This window comes from Cucumibacter marinus DSM 18995 (assembly GCF_000429865.1).
GTDB lineage: Bacteria > Pseudomonadota > Alphaproteobacteria > Rhizobiales > Devosiaceae > Cucumibacter > Cucumibacter marinus.
In genome coordinates, this window is sequence record NZ_AUCR01000011.1 from 143044 (window position 1) to 161926 (window position 18883).

At 63.5% G+C, this 18883-nt stretch carries 24 protein-coding genes; 15 read left to right on the forward strand and 9 right to left on the reverse strand.

The window, feature by feature from the left end; translation table 11 throughout:
- Positions 1-7: 7 nt before the first annotated feature.
- Both leuC and G489_RS0108835 read left to right on the forward strand, forming a co-directional pair.
- Positions 8-1420, forward strand: coding sequence for a 3-isopropylmalate dehydratase large subunit (gene leuC, locus G489_RS0108830; RefSeq protein WP_029041243.1), 1413 nt, complete (start codon positions 8-10; stop codon positions 1418-1420).
- Positions 1421-1644: 224 nt separating this feature from the next.
- On the forward strand, positions 1645-2094 hold the full coding sequence (locus tag G489_RS0108835; protein ID WP_029041244.1) for a metallopeptidase family protein: 450 nt from the start codon (positions 1645-1647) through the stop codon (positions 2092-2094).
- Between the two features lie 818 nt (positions 2095-2912).
- Here G489_RS0108835 and G489_RS0108840 read toward each other — a convergent pair.
- The 4 genes from G489_RS0108840 to G489_RS0108855 form a co-directional block, all read right to left on the reverse strand.
- Entirely contained in the window at positions 2913-3365 is a 453-nt protein-coding gene (locus G489_RS0108840) for a DUF6644 family protein (protein ID WP_029041245.1), read from the reverse strand.
- Positions 3366-3400: 35 nt separating this feature from the next.
- The gene (locus G489_RS0108845; protein ID WP_051332458.1) at positions 3401-3820 is read right to left on the reverse strand and encodes a DUF6152 family protein; all 420 of its coding nucleotides are present in this window, start codon (positions 3818-3820) and stop codon (positions 3401-3403) included.
- Positions 3821-3906: 86 nt separating this feature from the next.
- Complete coding sequence (locus G489_RS0108850; protein ID WP_029041247.1) at positions 3907-4530, reverse strand: hypothetical protein; 624 nt, start codon at positions 4528-4530, stop codon at positions 3907-3909.
- Entirely contained in the window at positions 4527-4784 is a 258-nt protein-coding gene (locus tag G489_RS0108855) for a zinc ribbon domain-containing protein (protein ID WP_029041248.1), read from the reverse strand. The genes G489_RS0108850 and G489_RS0108855 overlap by 4 nt, the downstream gene beginning before the upstream one ends.
- A gap of 97 nt (positions 4785-4881) precedes the next feature.
- Here G489_RS0108855 and G489_RS19780 point away from each other — a divergent pair, with 97 nt between their 5' ends.
- From G489_RS19780 to G489_RS0108870, 3 genes are all read left to right on the forward strand, one after another.
- Positions 4882-5238: a MerR family transcriptional regulator gene (locus G489_RS19780; protein WP_035872095.1), complete on the forward strand. Its 357-nt coding sequence runs from the start codon at positions 4882-4884 to the stop codon at positions 5236-5238.
- A gap of 74 nt (positions 5239-5312) precedes the next feature.
- Positions 5313-5921, forward strand: coding sequence for a DUF4893 domain-containing protein (locus tag G489_RS21795; RefSeq protein ID WP_051332459.1), 609 nt, complete (start codon positions 5313-5315; stop codon positions 5919-5921).
- Positions 5922-6049: 128 nt separating this feature from the next.
- A complete protein-coding gene (locus G489_RS0108870; protein ID WP_029041249.1) occupies positions 6050-6871 on the forward strand; it encodes an isocitrate lyase/PEP mutase family protein in 822 nt (273 codons plus the stop codon).
- Positions 6872-6889: 18 nt separating this feature from the next.
- Here G489_RS0108870 and G489_RS19790 read toward each other — a convergent pair whose 3' ends face one another.
- The 3 genes from G489_RS19790 to deoD all read right to left on the reverse strand — a co-directional run bounded on the left by G489_RS19790 (position 6890) and on the right by deoD (position 9897).
- Positions 6890-7681 (reverse strand): COG3904 family protein, encoded by a 792-nt coding sequence (locus G489_RS19790; protein WP_051332460.1) that lies wholly within the window; start codon positions 7679-7681, stop codon positions 6890-6892.
- Positions 7682-7685: 4 nt separating this feature from the next.
- Positions 7686-9095, reverse strand: a complete 1410-nt coding sequence (locus G489_RS0108880) for a hypothetical protein (RefSeq protein WP_029041250.1) — start codon at positions 9093-9095, stop codon at positions 7686-7688.
- A 91-nt stretch (positions 9096-9186) separates the two neighbouring features.
- Positions 9187-9897, reverse strand: coding sequence for a purine-nucleoside phosphorylase (gene deoD, locus G489_RS0108885; RefSeq protein WP_029041251.1), 711 nt, complete (start codon positions 9895-9897; stop codon positions 9187-9189).
- Positions 9898-10117: 220 nt separating this feature from the next.
- Between deoD and leuD the strand changes: the two genes are divergently transcribed.
- The 5 genes from leuD (at position 10118) to G489_RS0108910 (ending at position 13423) form a co-directional block, all read left to right on the forward strand.
- The gene (gene leuD, locus G489_RS0108890) at positions 10118-10723 is read left to right on the forward strand and encodes a 3-isopropylmalate dehydratase small subunit (RefSeq protein WP_029041252.1); all 606 of its coding nucleotides are present in this window, start codon (positions 10118-10120) and stop codon (positions 10721-10723) included.
- Positions 10724-10757: 34 nt separating this feature from the next.
- Positions 10758-11159, forward strand: a complete 402-nt coding sequence (locus G489_RS0108895; RefSeq protein ID WP_029041253.1) for a RidA family protein — start codon at positions 10758-10760, stop codon at positions 11157-11159.
- Complete coding sequence (locus G489_RS0108900; RefSeq protein ID WP_029041254.1) at positions 11156-11575, forward strand: GNAT family N-acetyltransferase; 420 nt, start codon at positions 11156-11158, stop codon at positions 11573-11575. Before G489_RS0108895 ends, G489_RS0108900 begins: the two co-directional genes overlap by 4 nt.
- Before the next feature lie 33 nt (positions 11576-11608).
- Positions 11609-12706, forward strand: coding sequence for a 3-isopropylmalate dehydrogenase (leuB, locus tag G489_RS0108905; RefSeq protein ID WP_029041255.1), 1098 nt, complete (start codon positions 11609-11611; stop codon positions 12704-12706).
- Positions 12707-12856: 150 nt separating this feature from the next.
- Complete coding sequence (locus G489_RS0108910; RefSeq protein ID WP_029041256.1) at positions 12857-13423, forward strand: fasciclin domain-containing protein; 567 nt, start codon at positions 12857-12859, stop codon at positions 13421-13423.
- Between the two features lie 101 nt (positions 13424-13524).
- Here the strand turns inward: G489_RS0108910 and G489_RS0108915 are convergent, their stop codons facing one another.
- On the reverse strand, positions 13525-14202 hold the full coding sequence (locus G489_RS0108915; protein ID WP_029041257.1) for a hypothetical protein: 678 nt from the start codon (positions 14200-14202) through the stop codon (positions 13525-13527).
- Positions 14203-14383: 181 nt separating this feature from the next.
- Positions 14384-15100: a hypothetical protein gene (locus tag G489_RS0108920; RefSeq protein WP_051332461.1), complete on the reverse strand. Its 717-nt coding sequence runs from the start codon at positions 15098-15100 to the stop codon at positions 14384-14386.
- 97 nt (positions 15101-15197) lie between these two features.
- On the opposite strand from G489_RS0108920, the gene G489_RS0108925 reads away from it, so the two are divergent.
- The 5 genes from G489_RS0108925 (at position 15198) to G489_RS0108945 (ending at position 18104) form a co-directional block, all read left to right on the forward strand.
- Entirely contained in the window at positions 15198-15803 is a 606-nt protein-coding gene (locus G489_RS0108925; RefSeq protein ID WP_029041259.1) for a MarR family winged helix-turn-helix transcriptional regulator, read from the forward strand.
- 75 nt (positions 15804-15878) lie between these two features.
- Entirely contained in the window at positions 15879-16034 is a 156-nt protein-coding gene (locus G489_RS22405) for a hypothetical protein (protein WP_155889347.1), read from the forward strand.
- A gap of 100 nt (positions 16035-16134) precedes the next feature.
- Complete coding sequence (locus G489_RS0108935; RefSeq protein WP_029041260.1) at positions 16135-17172, forward strand: aspartate-semialdehyde dehydrogenase; 1038 nt, start codon at positions 16135-16137, stop codon at positions 17170-17172.
- A gap of 2 nt (positions 17173-17174) precedes the next feature.
- On the forward strand, positions 17175-17471 hold the full coding sequence (locus G489_RS19795) for a YciI family protein (protein WP_051332462.1): 297 nt from the start codon (positions 17175-17177) through the stop codon (positions 17469-17471).
- Between the two features lie 90 nt (positions 17472-17561).
- The gene (locus tag G489_RS0108945; protein WP_029041261.1) at positions 17562-18104 is read left to right on the forward strand and encodes a GNAT family N-acetyltransferase; all 543 of its coding nucleotides are present in this window, start codon (positions 17562-17564) and stop codon (positions 18102-18104) included.
- Positions 18105-18883: the final 779 nt, after the last annotated feature.

Here is an 18883-nt window from a genome sequence, read left to right on the forward strand (position 1 = left end):
CGCCCTTATGAGCACGCCGCGCACGCTTTACGACAAGATCTGGGACGACCATCTGGTCGCCGACAATGGTGACGGCACTTCGCTCATTTATATTGACCGCCACCTTGTCCACGAAGTCACCAGCCCGCAGGCTTTTGAAGGACTGCGTCTTGCCCATCGGCAGGTCCGCGCGCCCCAGCGCACGCTGGCGGTTGTCGACCACAATGTGCCGACCACCGACCGCAGCCACGGCATCGACGATCCGGACAGCCGGCTCCAGGTCGAAACGCTGGCGCAGAACGCGGCCGATTTCGGCGTCGAGTATTTCAACGAACTGGACCCGCGTCAGGGCATCGTCCACATCGTCGGGCCGGAACAGGGCTTCACCCTGCCCGGCATGACGATCGTTTGCGGCGACAGCCACACCTCGACGCATGGGGCGTTCGGGGCTTTGGCGCATGGCATCGGCACTTCGGAAGTCGAGCATGTGCTCGCCACCCAGACGCTGATCCAGTCCAAGGCAAAGAACATGCGGGTCAATGTCGAGGGCGATCTGCCCGAGGGCGTGACCGCCAAGGACATCATCCTGGCCATTATCGGCGAGATCGGCACCGCCGGGGGCACCGGGCATGTGCTCGAATATGCCGGCTCGGCGATCCGCGCGCTGTCGATGGAAGGCCGGATGACGGTCTGCAACATGTCGATCGAAGGCGGCGCCCGCGCCGGCCTGATCGCGCCCGATGAAAAGACCTTCGCCTATATCAAGGATCGCCCCCGCGCCCCCAAGGGCGACGCTTTCGAGATGGCCCGGCGCTATTGGGAAACGCTCGTTTCGGATGACGGCGCGCATTTCGACCGCGAGATCACGCTCGATGCGGCCAACCTGCCGCCGATCGTCACCTGGGGCTCGAGCCCTGAAGACGTCGTTTCGGTCGAAGGCGTGGTGCCCGATCCCGCCGAGATCGAAGACGCCAATCGCCGCGCCTCGAAAGAGCGGGCGCTCAAATATATGGGGCTGACCCCGGGCACGAAGATCAAGGACATCGAACTTGATCGCGTGTTCCTCGGCTCGTGCACCAATGGCCGGATCGAGGATCTGCGCGCCGCCGCTGCGGTCGTCAAGGGTCACAAGGTCGCCGAACGCGTCGATGCGATGGTCGTGCCGGGTTCGGGGCTGGTCAAGGAACAGGCCGAGGCCGAAGGGCTCGACAAGATCTTCATCGAGGCCGGGTTCGACTGGCGCGAGCCGGGCTGCTCCATGTGCCTTGCGATGAATGCCGACAAGCTGAAGCCCGAAGAGCGCTGCGCCTCGACCTCGAACCGCAATTTCGAGGGTCGTCAGGGCTTCAAGGGCCGGACCCACCTCGTCTCTCCGGCCATGGCCGCCGCTGCCGCGATTGCCGGGCGCTTCGTCGATATCCGCGAGTGGCCGAAGGGGTAGTTGGGGTTCGTTGTCTCGCACATGGGGACAGGTTCACCGCGCTGGCAAGTTGGCTATCGGGTGCGCGGTTGCTTCTTGCTCCATCTCCCCCCGGATGCGGGGGAGATGCAATGTCCTGGGCTTGGCCATGCCAAGTCCTTGGACATTGCTAGAGGGGGGATCACCCCACCCTATCCCTCCCCGTCAAGGGGAGGGGACTGCGTCGTGCCGTGGGGGAAGCTTGAATGACTGACTCGCCCCAAGACACCCCCCAAGACACCCCCGAAGACTGGGCCGGGCGCATGGCGCCCGGGCTCGACGCGTTCGAGGTGCTTGCCCGCAAGGCTTTCGACACGCTGCCGGACGTGTTCCGCGACCGGATCGACGGCGTGCCCTTCGTCGTTGCCGACTTCCCGGATGACGAAATGCTCGCCGATCTCGGGCTTGAAAGCCCGTTCGATCTTCTGGGCCTGTTTCACGGGGTCGGGGCGACCGCGCTGGGGGACGGGCCGTTGACGGGGGAGTTGCCCAACCGCATCTGGCTGTTCCGCCGGCCCATTCTCGATTATTGGGCCGAGCATGAGGAAACCCTTGGCGCCGTCATCACCCATGTGTTGATCCATGAGATCGGGCATCATTTCGGCTTTTCCGATGCCGATATGGACGCCATCGAGGCTGAAGCGGCGGGAGAGTGAAATCGGGGCCGAAAAAGCCCTCACCCTGAGGTGTGGAGCGAAGCGCAGCCTCTAAGGGCGAGGGCGGTGGTGATGACGTGCGCCGGCAGTTTCCTCTTTCCCTCCCCCTTGCGGGGAGGGAGGTCGAGCAGGGTTTGGCACGCCAAATCCGTCGCGAGACAGGGTGGGGGTAACAACCGGCCGCTCTCCGCGGGACCTAACCGGGCATTCTTCAAGGATCCCCACCCGGTTCGCTGCGCTCACTGGTCGAGTGCCGTGCCGTTTTCACTCCCGCCTCAAGACGAGGTCCCAGAATCAGCCAAATGTGCGAAGATGAGGACAATGCGCCGCTCCGCTCTCTACGCCGTCCCGGGCCGATCCGGGATCCAATGGTGGTTGCTCCACGGCACGAGGCAAGCGAATTGACCCGCGACCTGCGCCAATGGACCCCGGTTTTCACCGGGGTGACGTCGGAGGGTGAAGGGCGTCCATCGACCACGCCCGTTATGCTGAGCTTGCGGAATCACGAGATGATCGAAACCCGACCATTTTCGCCCCCGCCTCTGGTCGCAAGATCGGACCGACCGGTCGGCATGTCAAATATGGACTGAGCGCTGTTTGCCCCAACCCCTCGAGCGTAGCTTTCGGGTGCTCCGCTTTGCACTCCAACCCTTCGAGCACAGCTTTCGGGTGCTCGGTGGAGCTAACCCAACCCAACCCCTCAAGCACAGCTTTCGGGGTGCTCGTCAGGAGCGCCCTACCCTTCGAGCATAGCTCTCAGGGTGCTCGGCGCTGAAATCGCTCCACCGGAGCGATTTCGCCTTTCGGCACGCGCCTCGCTAATCAAAAAATGCAATCAGCCGGCCGCACAGGAGTACGGCGAGCCAGAGAAAGATCGAGGTGAGGGCCATAAATTTGGTCAGCCAGCTTTCCGGTGTCCTGTGCCGGGCAAGCAGGGTGAACAGCCCGGCATTGAAGAGTGCGGCGGCGAGAAGCGTCATCTTGGTGAGAAAAATCGGATTGGCGAAATAGATCGCCGGGCGCACGGTGAACAGCGCCGCTCCCGTCGACACCGCCACGATCAGCGCGAACATTGCGACCACCCGTAGATGCGCCACCACGTCGGGCAGGGCCAGCCTGGTGCCGGAACCCAATACCCGGAGGTCCATCAGGATGGCGCTCGTCACCAGCATGCCCAGCGCCAGGATATGGGTCGCGCTGACCAACGGGTAGAGCCAGACCGAACGGCGTAACTCGTCCCCCAGCCAGAAGGCTTCAAGAGCTTCAATCATCGAAAGTGCCCGGTCCGGCGCTGTTCATCGGTGCGCTAGCGGTTGTCATAGCCGGCGGCTCGGGCCGGATAGACGTCGTAATTGATACCGCCATGGATCACCCGCACGGCTTTCATATGCGTCTCGCCGGGATCGATGGAGCGATGGCCGATTACGGTCACCGGATCGCCCGGCGCGGCGATATCCTGCTCGAACCCGGCATTGAGGGTGCGGAACAAGGGCGCCAGGTCGACATCCCAAAGCGTGCCGTCCTCGGCTTCGATGGTGAGTGTCGCGTGGGGGTTGCCGACATAGATTTCCGTCAGCGTGCCGCTCAATTCGAACCAGGCGTCCTCGGTCCAGCCCCAGCCGTGATGGGCGAGGGCAGGCCCTGAAAATACGGCGACAGACAGCGACAAGGCCAACAGCGGCGCAGCAAGGCGCCGTGCGAGGCCGGCCAGAATATGTTCGGGCATGGCACATCCTCCCCGAGGTGTCGTCCCCTGCCTCAGAGCGAAGTCTAGCAAATCGGGCGGGTTTGCGCAGCCCAATCGAATCCCGGTCAGCCGGTGAGCACCCGGATCACCTTTTCCACCCGCTTGCGCTTGGCGGGGGTCGGCATGTCACCGAGCCGCGCCGCGAGAGTCTCTGCAAGGGCCGCGCCGTCCGGTCCGCCAACCGGCACTGCCTGTTCGGCGTACATGGGCAATTGATTGGGTGCGGCGGTTTCGAGCCGCGCCAGCACCAGCGGCCATGCGGCTTTGCGGTGGGCAGATGTTTCGGCCAAGGCAAGCAGGATGGTCATCGCCTTGTCCTTGGCGATCACCGAGCCATTGTCCGCGGCGGCCAGGATGGCCTCGAGATACGGAACGATGGCCTCTGGATCGTGCGGGGCAATGGCAGCGAGCGCCGTCAACGTGCCCCAGAGCATGCGATTGTCACGGGTTGTGAGCAGGCCGACAAAGGCGTCAAGATGCGGCGCAATCAGCGCCGGGTTCCGCCCGCCTGTCTCGTAGAGCACCTTGATGGCGTCATGGCGCGCCGGCCTGCTTCCACCAGTGAGCAGGCCGATCAACTCTGTCACCGCTTTGGTATCGCTGTTTGCAGCAATCTCTTCGGCCAGCGCGATATTGGGTGCCTCGTCGCGCCGGTCGAGGGCGCTCGCCAGCCTGTCGGCGATGCTCATCGGTTCCGCCAGCGTTCGAGACGCGGGATCGAGCGGGTGAAGATCCAGCCCATGAATTTGGGCAGCCCCTTGTTCGAAAGCTGCTCGATACAGAAGTCCTGCATTTCTTCCACGGTGAAATCGGGCTGGGTGAAGGCACCGTCCTTGTAGCACAGCGAGCAGTATTTCCCGGAGCGGGTGCCGTCCGCCTCGGTGCCGCCGCCTTCGGCATCCTTGTCCATGGGCATGGAACAGCTCTGGCAGATGCGGGTCATTCCGCCCTCCTCTTGCATGGTCTGTGGCCTGCATGCTTGCTGTGCACAGAGCAGCAAAACCATGGACCTTTGTCAACGGTTTTGCCAGAATCAAACGATGCGCATCGGTGAACTCGTCAAACGAACCGGCCTCAGCCGGGATACGATCCGGTTTTATGAGCGGCACGGGTTGATCCGGTCCGAGCCGGGTCCCGAGCCGTCCAATTCGTATCGCGACTACCCTGAGGATCTCATTGAACGGCTCGCCATGATCGGACAGGCGCAGGATGCCGGTTTCACGATCGCCGACCTGTCGCTCCTGATTTCGGTGTTCGAAGGCGGGGCGGACCCGGATTTCGACACCGATGGATTTCTCGACGCCAAGATCGAAGCGGTGGAAGCCGTGATCGCGCGGGCCGAGCGCTTCCTTGCAGTGCTGAAGGCCACCCGGTCGGCGCTTGAGGGACCGCACTAAGCGCCGGGCAGGTTTCACGAAATCGCCGCAAGGCGCCCCTAGCGTGATCCGACGCATTTCCAAGGGAGGACGCCATGCGCCTGATCACCGCTGTGCTGACAGTATTTGCGTTTTGTGCGCCGGGCCTCGCCGACAGTCCGCAGGTCGCCGGCCAGCCCTGTGTGGTGACCGAAGAGATGGGCCTCTCGCCCCGCGATGAGGCGCGGATCAACATGATTGCGGCCAGCCGCACCCGCGGTCTGGCCGCTGCGCTGATCAGCCAGAGCGCCGCCGACCGCCAGGTCGTTTCGGAGATTTTCGCCGGCGGGCTCTCCCCGCTTCAGACCATCGTGCCGGGCCGCTACCAGTGCCGCACCATCAAGATGGGCGGGATCTCGGAGCTTGTTGTCTACACCTGGTTCGCCTGCGAGGTCGGACAGGAGGACGCCACCCTCACCCTGCGCAAGACATCGGGTTCGCAGCGCACTTTCGGTACGCTGACAAAGTCCGGGGATGGCCTTCTCTATCGCGGCGCGCTGCACTATTCGGACGAAGACCCGGTCATGTATGACGGGGCCAGCGAGCGCGACCAGGTCGGGTGCATGCTCAAGGATTATGAAGACGGCAATCGCTTCGTTCTCGAACTCCCGCAGCCGGCCTTTGAATCCTTCCACGATGTTCTGGAGTTGCGTCCCGCCCGCTAGCGGCGCGAAGATGGCGGTGGCGGGAAAGGTCGACCGCCGATTTTCGATCAGCGCCCTTTTCAAGGCGCCGCATTTGCTTGAAAAATTTGAGAGTGAACGCGTTTCAGCGCGTCATCGGGAGAAACGTCATGGCAGGCGATATCGGCGCTCAATTTCGCGCCCTGCACCGCAAAGGCACCCCCTTCATCATTCCCAATCCCTGGGATGTGGGCACCGCAAAACTGTTCGAGGCCCAGGGCTTCAAGGCGGTGGCAACCACCAGTTCGGGGTTGGCCATGTCAATGGGCAAGGGGGACGGAGAGCTCGATTTCGACACCGTCTTCGCTCATTGCCGGGCGTTGTGCGAGGCAATCGACATTCCGGTTGCTGCCGACCTCGAGAACGGGCTTGGCCATTCGCCTGAAGATTCTGCAAGGACCATTCGCGAAGCTGCCGATACCGGGCTCGCCGGCGCCTCGATCGAGGATTTCACCGGGGATGAGGCCGATCCGATCTATGATTTCAAGAAGGCGGTGGAGCGGGTTGCGGCTGCGGCGGAGGCCGCGCGTGGGCTCGACCGCGATTTCGTTTTCACCGCCCGCTGCGAAAACTATCTGCATGGCCGGTCCGATCTCGATGATACCATCAAGCGGCTTGTTGCCTATGCAGAGGCGGGTGCCGATGTGCTGTATGCGCCGGGCCTGCCCGATGTCGCCGCGATCCGAAAGGTGGTTGAGGCGGTCGGCAAGCCGGTCAACGTGCTGACCGGCATTCGCGGGCTCACCTTCCCGGTGCTCGATCTCGCCGAAGCCGGCGTGGCGCGAATTTCGCTCGGCTCCGCGATGGCGCGGGTCGCGTTCGAGGCGCTGGCCAGGGCGGGAGCGGAAATGCTGGCCACGGGCCGGTTCGGCTTCGTCAACGACACCGACCATATCGCCCCGCTCGAAGCGGCAATCACGGGCAAGAAGTGATATCGGGCCGGGCTGGCGTCAGCCCGTCAGTTCGGTCGCCAGCTTGAGGTCGGTGAGCTCATCCGGGGTGAAATAATAGAGCTTGTCCGGCGGGGTCTCGAGCGCATGCACCCACAGCGCCGGATCGACTTCCATCTCGGTCAGATGCCGCTGAATGCGGGCGGTGGTGGCCTGGGCGTCGGACATGGCCTGTGCGGCGCCGGGCAAATCGCCGCCACCGGCAAAGATCTGGTGCACCCCAATCACCGCGCCGCGGTCCGCCAGTCTTGTTGAACCTGCGGCAAAAACAAGCGGGCAGGAGGAGGCGCAAAGCGCACCGGCTTTGACTTCGGTCGCATAGCCTTTTTCCCGGATCAGGGTGGCGATGGCGAGCGCATCATCGACCGAGCCGCCGGGCGAATTGAGCGAGACGATGCCGATATATTCGCCGCGCACATCGATCTCCTCGGCAAAGCGCTGGGCGCTGCCCGGGGTGATGGTGCCTTCAAGCCGCATGATGCCGCCCGGGGTGAGGGCCATGGTCATTGGCGCAGCCAGCACGTCATGGCCCGTGGTCACTTGTTCGCGTGGGGCGAATTGCGGGGCGGACGGGTCGATCTCGGGCCGGTCGATGGCCGGCAGCACCGGGGAGGCTTCGAGTCCGGGCAAGGCGATGTCATTGCCCGTCAGGTCCTTGAAATCGGTCCAGAGAATCGTCGCGGCGCCGGCCAGCAGCGCGTAGAAGACGAGCTGCATCAGCTTGGCATCGTCGAACCAGCGCCAGAAGCGCTGGTTGAAGCTGAGGCCTTTCTTGCGGGTCGCGGTCGCCATTGTCTTATGAGCCCGGCCGGCTGCGGTCGCCCCGCTTGATCTCCAGCGGGGTGACATTGGGGTCGGTGTCAGCCGGTTTGTCCTCGGCAGCCGTGTCGTCCGAAGCCTTGTTCTCTGCGGCCCTGTTTGGAGCGGCCTTGTTCCGGGCGGCCGGAGCCTGGTCGTCGGCAGTGTCGTCCGCCTCGATGTCCTCATCCTCGACATCCTCGCCGCGGTGGCGGCGGCCATCGAGATTCATCTCGCGGTAAAGGGCAACCGAGCGCATCATCTCCGCGGCGGTGATCTTGTCGGCCATATCGAGGGCCGCGGCCTCGCGCCGGGCGGCGGAATAAACAACCGAAAGCACCAGCACCAAGACGACCGGCAACAGATCGATGGAGATTGCGCCGGCCCATGAGGGTATGAAATCGCCGGCATAGATCAGCACCGCCTCGGCGGTCGAGAGCGGCACATAGCGGCGCGGCGGGGTCTTGCCTTGCGCCAGGATCGCGTCGGCGGCATCGCTCAGGGCGGTCGATTGCGCCTCGACCGAGGTGAAAACGGTCCGCATCACCCGGTCCTGCCGGGCGGCGAGATCGGCGGTCGAGCCATCGGCGACAGGCGCGATGAAGCCGAGCGACAGATCTTCGGCGGCGCGCTTGACCGAAGGGGCGACGGAGGTCGCCTCGAGCGCGGCGATGACGCCGGTGAGCGCCACGGCCTCGGCGGCGAACTGGTCGGCGCGGGGCTGCACGTCGCCGGGGGCGGAAACGAGCTCGCGCATGGTGGCCAGATGGGCCGACCCTTCCTCGAACAGGGTTGCCGCCTCGTCGCGTGAATCAACGATGGAATCGCTCAACTCATTGAGCTGGGCCGACATCTGGGTCAGGAGCTGCACCACCGATCCCGCGCCGGAGGTGCCGGTCAAGGCGCCGGATTCCCGTTCGTCCTGGGCCAGGCGATTAAAGCGCTCGGAAGCGCGTTGCACATCGGGCAGGAGCGACTGGGCCGACAGGGCATTCTGGTGCGACTGGTCGAGATCGGCGGCATAGCCCTCAAGGGTGACGGCGAGATGCTGTTCGAGCGCAGCCGAGCCGGCGAGCGCTGCCGCGTTGAGCCAGGACGACATGGCCACTATCATCAGCGAGCCGATCACCATCACCCCGGCCAGCGCCCAGCGCCGCGCCGCGTCCCGCATCAGCGGCAGGAACTTCATCAGATAGGTCCAGAAGGCATAAATGCCGACCGAGACCGCTGCCGAATAGGTAATGGCAGCGAAGAAAACCAGATTGGCGGAGCCGTCCAACAGGCTGCGCACGCCGAGATAGGTATAGACGCCACTCGCCAGCGCCAGAACGGCGAGGGCGAAGCGGGTCATGGTCTCAAGGCTCTTGACGCCTTCCCTCAGGCGCGCGGCGTTGTTGTCGTCAAGCATGGCGATCTTTCGTGACTGTTTGCGGCCCACCGCGATCGCAATCGTGATGCGCGAAGCGGGCCAAAAAAGGGCGTGAAATCCCGCGCCGGCGTCAGCCGGTCACGGCCAGGGTCAGGCACATATCCGCAAGGTCATTGAGGGTTGTGGCGCGGGCGTCGGCATCGATTTCCTCGCCGGTGATCAGGCTGTCGGAGACCCCGCAGACCCCGATGGCGCGCACCCCGTGCCGGGCGGCGAGGGTATAGAGCGTTGCGGCCTCCATCTCGACCGCCAGCACGCCGTGATCGATCATCGGCTTGAAGGCGTCGAGGCCCTCGGGGCGATAGAACACATCGGAGGAGAGGATCGGGCCGGCATGCCAGGGCAAACGCCGGTCTTCAGCAATCTCGGCGGCACGGCGGGCAAGGCCGAAATCGCCGGTCGGCGCATAGTGGAATGGCGCCATGCCCTGGGTCGGGATCGAACTGTCGGTCGAGGCTGCGGTGGCGATGACGATGTCGCGGACATTGATCTTCGCATTGAGCGCACCGCAGGTGCCGACGCGAATGAGGGTCTTGACCCCATAGGCGGTGATCAGCTCATGGGTGTAGATGCCGAGGGAAGGCTGGCCCATGCCGGTCGCCTGCACGCTCACCTGCTGGCCCTTGTAAGTGCCGGTGAACCCCAGGCAATTGCGCACCGAATTGACTTGAATGGCATCGGTCAGAAAGGTCTCGGCGATCCATTTGGCGCGCAACGGGTCGCCCGGCAGCAGGACCGCTTCGGCATAGGCGCCGGCTTCGGCATTGAGATGGGGCGTCATGGGCGTCCTTCCAGTATGTGCTTTCGTGCAATCCGCCCAGCCTGCCCGCCCCGCGCAGGGCTGGCAAGCGGGTTCGTATCGCAGCCGGCATTCCCGCGTGGGCGGCCCCTGCGCTTGATTTTCGGCGCGCCTTGGTCCATCACATCGCCGCGGCGGTGTCCTTGTCGGGCGCCGCCACCAGTTTGCCCGGCTCCGCCGGGTCTTGAAGGGGATTGATCTGATGGAAAAGTTCACGACGCTGACCGGGGTCGCCGCACCGTTGCCGATCATCAATATCGACACCGACATGATCATCCCCAAGCAGTATCTCAAGACGATCAAGCGCACCGGTCTCGGCACCGCGTTGTTCGCCGAGATGCGCTATGACGAGAGCGGCAACGAGAACCCGGATTTCGTTCTCAACAAGCCGGCCTATCGCGAAGCCTCGATCATCGTTGCCGGGGACAATTTCGGCTGCGGGTCGAGCCGCGAGCACGCCCCCTGGGCGCTCAAGGATTTCGGCGTGCGCTGCGTGATCTCCACCAGCTTTGCCGACATCTTTTACAATAACTGCTTCAAGAACGGCATTTTGCCGATCGCGGTGAGCGAAGAACAGCTCAACGCGCTGATGGACGATGCAGAGCGCGGGGCCAATGCGACGCTGACCGTCGATCTCGAAGCCCAGACCATCAAGGGCCCGGATGGCGGCGAGATCCATTTCGATATCGATCCCTCGCGCAAGCAGGCGCTGCTTGAAGGGCTCGATGATATCGGGCTGACGCTCGAGAAGGCCGACACCATCTCGACCTTCGAGACCCGGCTCGACGCCGACCGTCCCTGGGTCTGAGGCAATCAAAGCTTAGTCACGAGGCAAGCGGAGAATGGTCAAGCGGATCTCATCGGGGTCGCCCTTCGAGAAGCGCGTGGGATATTCGCGGGCCATCATCGATGGCGACATGATCTATGTGGCCGGGACCACCGGCTATGATTACGAGACCATGACCATGCCGTTCGAGGTTGCCGACCAGGCGCGCAATGCGCTGCGCACCATCGCCAAGACACTGGCCGAGGCGGGCTCGAACCTGCATGACGTGTTGCGGGTGCGTTATTACATCACCGAGCCGGATCACTATGAGGCGATCGCGGATGTGCTGGGCGAGGCCTTTGGCGATATCCGCCCGGCAGCAACGATGATCGTCACCCGCCTTATCCGGCCCGAAATGAAGATCGAGATCGAGGTCACCGCCCGCAAGGGCGCCCGGCGCCCAGTCGGCACGGTATGAGTATCACGATCGATTTCAATGCTCCCGACGACCTGCGCGCGGTCATCGATGAGCGGCTCAACGCCTATACACGGGATCTGAGCCCGACCAAGGGCAAGCTCCAGCTGGTCACCTTCGCGCTGATCGACGATGAAACCGGTGGATGCCGCGGTGGTCTGAATGCCGTGGTCTATGGCCACTGGATGTTCGTTGAGGGCCTTTTCATCGACGAAGACCTGCGCGGCCAGCAGTTTGGGACGCACCTGCTCAGCCAGGCCGAAGACAAGGCCCGGGCCATGGATCTTGTCGGGATCTGGCTCGATACATTTGATTTCCAGGCCCCCGACTTCTACGAAAAGGCTGGCTTTGAGCGCTTCGGAACGCTTAAGGACTATCCGCGCGGCCATGAGCGCTGCTTCTACCAGAAAATCCTGTGACCCAGACACGACGCAAAAACGAGTTTTGATTCCATGTCCCAGACACTTTTCCTCCTGCCCGGCGACGGCATCGGCACCGAAATCATGGCGGAAGTCGAAAAGCTCATCGCTTTTCTCAATGCCGAGGGTCTCACCGATTTCGAAACCGATGCCGGGCTTGTCGGCGGTTCGGCCTATGATGCCCACGGTGCGGCGATTTCCGATGCCGATATGGAAAAGGCGCTCGCTGCCGATGCGGTGATCTTCGGCGCGGTCGGCGGACCGAAATGGGATGGCGTGCCTTATGACGTACGCCCCGAGGCGGGGCTGTTGCGCCTGCGCAAGGACCTGGCGCTGTTCGCCAATCTTCGCCCCGCGATCTGCTATCCGGCGCTCGCCGATGCCTCCTCGCTCAAGCGCGAGATCGTCGAAGGGCTCGACCTTCTGGTTGTGCGGGAATTGACCGGCGGGGTCTATTTCGGCGAGCCCAAGGAGATCACCGATCTCGGCAATGGCCAGAAGCGCGCCGTCGATACCCAGGTCTATGAGAGCTATGAGATCGACCGCATCTGCCGGGTCGCGTTCGACCTGGCGGGCACGCGCGGCAAGAAGGTGCATTCGGCGGACAAGAAGAACGTCATGAAGTCGGGCGTCCTATGGGACGAGATCGCCCATCAGGTCGCCAAGGATTATCCGGGCATCGCCTTCGAACACATCCTTGCCGACAATGCCGCGATGCAGCTTGTGCGCAATCCCAAGCAGTTCGACGTCATCGTCACCGACAATCTGTTCGGCGACGTGCTCAGCGATGCTGCGGCGATGCTGACCGGTTCACTCGGCATGCTGCCTTCGGCCTCGCTCGGCGCACCCGATCCCGAAACCGGCAAGCGCAAGGCGCTTTACGAGCCGGTGCATGGTTCGGCGCCCGATATCGCGGGGCAGGGCAAGGCCAATCCGATCGCCATGATCGCCAGCTTTGCGATGGCGCTGCGCTATTCCTTCGAGATGGTCGAACTGGCCGATCGGGTCGAAAAAGCAATCGCCGACGTGCTCGAGGACGGGCTGCGCACGCCCGACATCATGCAGGATGGCGCCAAGGCCGTCGGCACCACCGAGATGGGCGATGCGATCATCGCCAAGCTCAAGGGCTGAAACACCCTTCATTGCAGGAATTCGAGGGCGTCCCTTTCGGGGCGCCTTCTTTTTTGCGAGCATTCTTTTTGCCCGGACTGAAACTTTCCCGCGCGGGGTCCCGTAGCTCGCCTTGAATGCCGGATGAACCGGCGACAAGGGAGAGAAACCATGATTTCTTTGAAGACTATTGCAGTGTCCGCCGGCCTGGCCTTTGCCATGCTGACCGCGGCAGCCGCACCCAGTTTCGCGCAGGAAGATACCGTCCGCGTCGGCGGCGCGCCGATGTTCCCCTCCAAGAACATCATTGAGAACGCCGTCAATTCGCGCGACCACACCACGCTCGTCGCTGCCGTCAAGGCTGCCGGTCTTGTCGATGCGCTGCAGGGCCCGGGCCCGTTCACCGTGTTCGCGCCGACCAATGCCGCCTTCGCCGATCTGCCGGCGGGTACGGTCGACACGCTGTTGCAGCCCGAGAACAAGGATCAGCTCACCAAGGTGCTGACCGCGCATGTGGTTGCCGGCAAGATCCCGGCTGCCGAGTTCATCGAAAAGGCCTCGGGTAACAAGGGCCTGCGTATGACCACCCTGTCGGGCGACACGCTGACCGCTGCGGTGCGTGGCGGCCAGGTCTATATCGTTGACGAGAACGGCGGTGTGGCGCGCGTCACCATTGCCGACGTCAACCAGTCGAATGGCGTCATCCATGTCGTCAACGCCGTGCTGGTGCCGCAATAAGCACTGGCGGGCGGACCTGAGATACGGATCCGTTACGGACCGAGGACGCACAGAAAGGCCGGGCAAATGCCCGGCCTTTCTTTTTGTGCTGAGGAGTGCGGCTATTTCCAGGTGGTGTAGCCGATCTTCATGGTGGTGCCGCTGAACCCGTTGACGCGGAATTCGGAGATCCGGCCTTCGCTGGTTTTCACGCAGACATAGGTGCCGACGGGGATCTCGACGAGCGCTGCGGGGACATCGGTATAGTGCGCGGTAGAGCAACCGGCCTTGCCGCGATTGCTTGGACCCGAGATCGAGATGCGGGCGCCGTTGCGCGGCTGGATGTATTTCTGGCTCGCATTCACCGCGCGGTACCAGATGTCGGCGCCGAACTGGGTGACTTCACCACTGTCGAGATCGGCGAGATAGGTCTGGGGCAGATCGATCGGGCCGGTGGAATGGGTCACCGGGCCGGCCGGCAGCGGGGTGACGATCAGGCCCTGACAGCGGAAGCCATTGGGCCGTGCCTGGCAGATCTGGCCGACCGGTGCCTTGCGCTGCACGGTGCCGGCGGCGCCATATTTACAAACGAGCGCGGGCTCGCCGCCGATCTGCATCACCTCGGTGCCCGAGAGATTGGCAATCAGCGGGGTCTGCCACCAGCCAGAGGGCAAAGGCGAGACGATTTCCTTGCGCATCTGGGAGGCCGGACACTGAATGTCGGTGGCCGCGGCAGCGGGCAGGGTGGTCATGGCGATACCGGCAAGGCCGGCGGCGGCGAGAATGAGTTTTCTGAGCATGGTCTCCTCCAGTGGGGTGCGTTGGTGTGTTCGCATCCGATGGGGAGAGATTGGCCGGAAGGGGTTGAACGAACCGTGAGACCTTCGTTCGGCTCCCGTTCATCCGAGTTAACAGATCAGTAACCATGATCGTTAACGGGGCGGTAACCATAATTTCGGCCACCGCCCCGGCGCGTGGTTGCTACTCGGCCATGATGATGCCGGGGAAGCTGAGATCGCCCGAGGCGATGTCATTCACAGTGGTGACGCACAGAAGCGGCGTGCCGCCGGTCTCATGCACATTCAGCCTCGCGGTCACCGCGTCGAACGCTGTGTCGGCACCCCCTTCGATATCGGCGGTGATGCGGGCGGCAGACCCCTCGAGCACCGGGCGGATATCGGGGCTGTCGAGGGCGATGGGCAGGCCCGGCGCGGTTGCCGGCAACACATCCTGCCCCGGGGAAACATCGAGCACTTTGAGCCCGGCACCGCAGGCCTCGTCCTCGCCCAGCACCACCCAATGGGCGTGCCAGGTCTTGCCGTCATTGGCCGGGTCGCCATCGCCATTCTCGTCATAAGCGGGCGTGTCGTCGAAATCGGGATGGGCCGTGATGGCCAGCGCCAGCAATCCCATTTCGGGCGCGAAGCCGGCCCGGGCGCTGTCGAGTTTTGTCACCCAGACATAGGCATCGACCGGGGCGCCCTCGAGCTGGCCGACAGGAACGGGCGTGGTGCCGCCGGCCATGCCGGCCAGTTCCATGGCGAATGAGATGGTGCGGTCGGTCGCGGTGGCATGGGCAGACGTGATGTCGAAATCCGGCGCGATTTCGGCATTGGTCGGGCTGGTGATGTCGTGGGCAATCGCATGAGGGGCAGTCGTCAGCAGCAGGGCTGTGGCGAGGGGGACAAGGCGGTTCATCTGAATTCTCCATATGGTATCGAGTCGAAACCATATAGGTGTTAGCACCAACGACCTGCCTCTTGCAAGAGTGATAGCGAGTCGATACTTATTGGCTATGAAAGACAGCGACCGCCAGACCCACCGTTCATCGGACCAACTTGCCGCACTGATCGAGCGCATCGGCCGGCTCGTCACCAGTGGCGGGTTTACCGAGGGGCTCAACCCGGCCCAATGGGCAGCGCTCGACTATCTCAGCCGGGCCAACCGGTTCTCGCGCAATCCCAAATCGGTGGCCGCCTATCTCGAGGCGACCAAAGGCACGGTTTCCCAGACCGTGATGGCGCTCGAGCGCAAAGGGCTGGTCGAGAAGCGCCAAAGCGAAGGCGACCGCCGCGGCGTGGCGCTCGAGGTGACCGATGCGGGGCGCAGCCGGGTCGCTTCCCGGCGTCAACGCCAACTCGCTCTTGTGCTCGACGATCTCGGCCCGGAGGCCCGGCAGGGGCTCGAGGCGGGGTTGGCGGCGCTGCTCGAGGGGTTGATCGTGGCGCGGGACGGGCTGCCTTTCGGGCAATGCGCCGGGTGCCGGTATTTCCGGCGGCATATGGCTGGTGAAGGGACAAGTGAAGGGGCGCCGCATTTTTGCGGTTTGTTGCGCGAACCGCTCAGCGAAACCGATGCGACCCTGATCTGCGCGGAGTTTGCGCCACCCGTGCAACCCTAGCCGGGCTGGCGCATTGACTATGCGTCGTTTTCGGTTACAAACAGGCGACTTTCAAGAACCCGAGCCCAAGGCCCCATGCGCGGACCCATCGCTTCGATGATGACCATGCCGAACGGCGCCCCGTCCTTTGACGGTGTGGCGCGCGGCGCTGCCATGGGAAGCATGACCTCCGTTGTCATGACCGGCCTTATGGGCATGGGCAAACCGACAACCACCACCAAAACCGCTTAAGCCGTCTCCCCGGGCCGTTCTCCCGTCGGGGAGAGGGTCTAAACGGTCAGGCCGCGGCCACAAGGGTCCGCGCGGGGGATCGGGACAAGGAAAACTTTTTATGGGCTATCGGATCGCGATTGCGGGCGCCACGGGCAATGTGGGCCGCGAACTTCTCAACATTCTCGACGAACGGGGCTTTCCCGCCGACGAGGTCATTCCTCTCGCCTCCTCGCGCTCGATCGGGCGCGAAGTGTCCTATGGCGACAAGACTCTCAAGTGCCGGGACCTCGACACCTTCGATTTCACCGGGGTCGATTTCTGCCTGATGTCGGCTGGTGGCGATGTGTCCAAGAAGCACGCCGAAAAGATCGGCGCCTCGGGCTGCATCCTGATCGATAATTCCTCGGCCTGGCGCTATCACTCCAAGGTGCCACTGATCATCCCGGAAGTGAATGCGCATGTGCTCGACGACTATATGGCGCAGAACGATCGGCTGAACATCATCGCCAATCCGAACTGCTCGACCGCCCAGCTCCTGGTGGCGCTCAAGCCCCTGCACGATGCGGCGGTGATCAAGCGGATCGTCGTTTCGACCTATCAATCGGTTTCCGGCGGCGGCAAGGAAGCGATGGACGAATTGTGGGACCAGACCAAGGGCATCTTCGTCACCGACGAACCGACCCCCCACAAGTTCACCAAGCAGATCGCTTTCAACGTCATTCCGCACATCGATGTGTTCATGGAAGACGGCTCGACCAAGGAAGAATGGAAGGTCGTTGCCGAGACCAAGAAGATTCTCGATCCCAAGATCAAGGTAACGGCAACCGCGGTACGCGTGCCGGTGTTTGTGGGCCATTCCGAAGCGGTCAATATCGAATTCCAGAACGAGATCACTGCCGATGAGGCTCGCGAAATCCTGCGCAACGCGCCGGGCGTGATGGTAATCGACAAGCGTGAGGACGGGGGCTACATCACCCCGGTCGAATGCGTGGGCGACAACGCCACTTTCGTCAGCCGGATCCGCGAGGATTCGACCGTCGAGAACGGGCTCAATATCTGGGTCGTGTCCGACAATCTGCGCAAGGGCGCGGCGCTCAACACCATCCAGATCGCCGAAACGCTCATCGAGCGCGGCCTCGTGCAGAAGGCAGCATAGACATGATCTTCATCGCCCGCATTTCGGATAATGACGGGGTGGCTGAGCAGCGCGCCGCCCTTCGCGACGAACACCTCGCCTTTCTGCGGGCGAATGAAGAGGCGATCAGGCTGGCCGGTTCGGTGCATGACGGCACCACCGAAGATCCGGCCCTTGGCGGCATGTGGATCATCGCCGCCGACAGCCGGGACGCCGCGATCGCGGTCATCGAAAGCGATCCGTTCTTCAAGGCGGGCATCCGATCGGGCTACACGCTTCAGGCCTGGAAGCTTGCACCGCACCTGGCCGACAGGGTCTGATCAGACCACCGCGTCCGGCCACAACATCATAAGGGCGCCTTCGGGCGCCCTTGTCGTTTCGCGTCCAGTTCGATTCGAGGCAGGATCTCAGTGAGCGAATATTCATCACCCGCCGACTTGCCGGTCCTTGAAAGCGTGCGCCTGACTCTCCGGCCCCGCACGCTCGACGATCTCGAGGACTGTCTCGAGATGGACCGCGACCCCGAGGTGGTGAAATTTATTCCCGGGCCCTGGCATGAGGATGATCCGCGCGATCATCGCGCCTTCATCATCGAGCGGATGACAACCGACTACCCCAAAGGCATGGGCTACTGGACCATCCGCGAGCGGGAGGGCGATGTGTTTGTCGGCTGGGTGATCCTGCTGCCGACCAATGCCCGCGGCATTGGTGAGATCGGCTGGCGGCTCAGACGGGCGGCCTGGGGGCGCGGCATCGCCACCGAGGCGGCACGGCTTGTCCTGCTGCATGCCTTCGGCACGCTCGGCCTCGATGCGGTGGTCGCCGATATCGATCCTTACAACACAGCTTCGGCCCGGGTGGCCGAGAAATCCGGCATGACGCTTCTGGGCGAAGAAAGCGTCGATGGCGACATTGTCTTCGCCTACCGGCTCGACAATCCCCTCAAGCGGTAGGGGGCGCCTGTTGTTTGGCTGAGACTTAGCTTTCCACCTTCGTCATTCTCGGGCTTGACCCGAGAATCCATGATGAGGTTCTAGTCGGGAACCCGTAGTGACTAGTCAGTACCGCCGAACCACATGGGATGCCTCATGGACCCTCGGGTCTTACTCGCCTCGCGCCGGCGGGCTGCCCGAGGGTGACGAGGGAGTTGAAGCAACCCCAAGCCTCACCCTGAGGTGCGAAGCGAAGCTGAGCCTCGAAGGGCGGGGGTGTGAGTAGAACATGTTGCCCATCCTTCGAGGGTCGCGCCAGTGGCGCTCCCGCCTCAGGATGAGGAATGAGGTTGGGGTGGCGCTCCGCCAGCCTCGTCCGTCGTTACCCGGCTTGACCGGGGACCTCAACGCGCCGGGCACGGACCCCACCTCTCCCTCGGGGGAGAGGTCGATCCGAAGGATCGGGTGAGGGGGCCTTGGCTAAGGTAGAACAGAGCCCCTCACTCCAACCCTCTCCCCAGCGGGGAGAGGGAGTGCCCGGTGCGCAACCTTCCCTCACCCTGAGCCCTCATGGTGAGCTTGTCGAACCACGAAGGGCGAGGGTGGCGCGAGTGGCCCACCCTTCGACAAGCTCAGGATGAGGACAGTGTGTGTTGCAGCGCCGTACAAACACACCGCGCCGTCCTGGATTTGACCCAGGACCTCCTTCCGCGATCACTAGGCCCCGGCTCGGAGGCCGGGGCGACACGGGAATGGGCTCACCATCCCGCACCACCAAGTATGAGCGTGACAAGAATGCC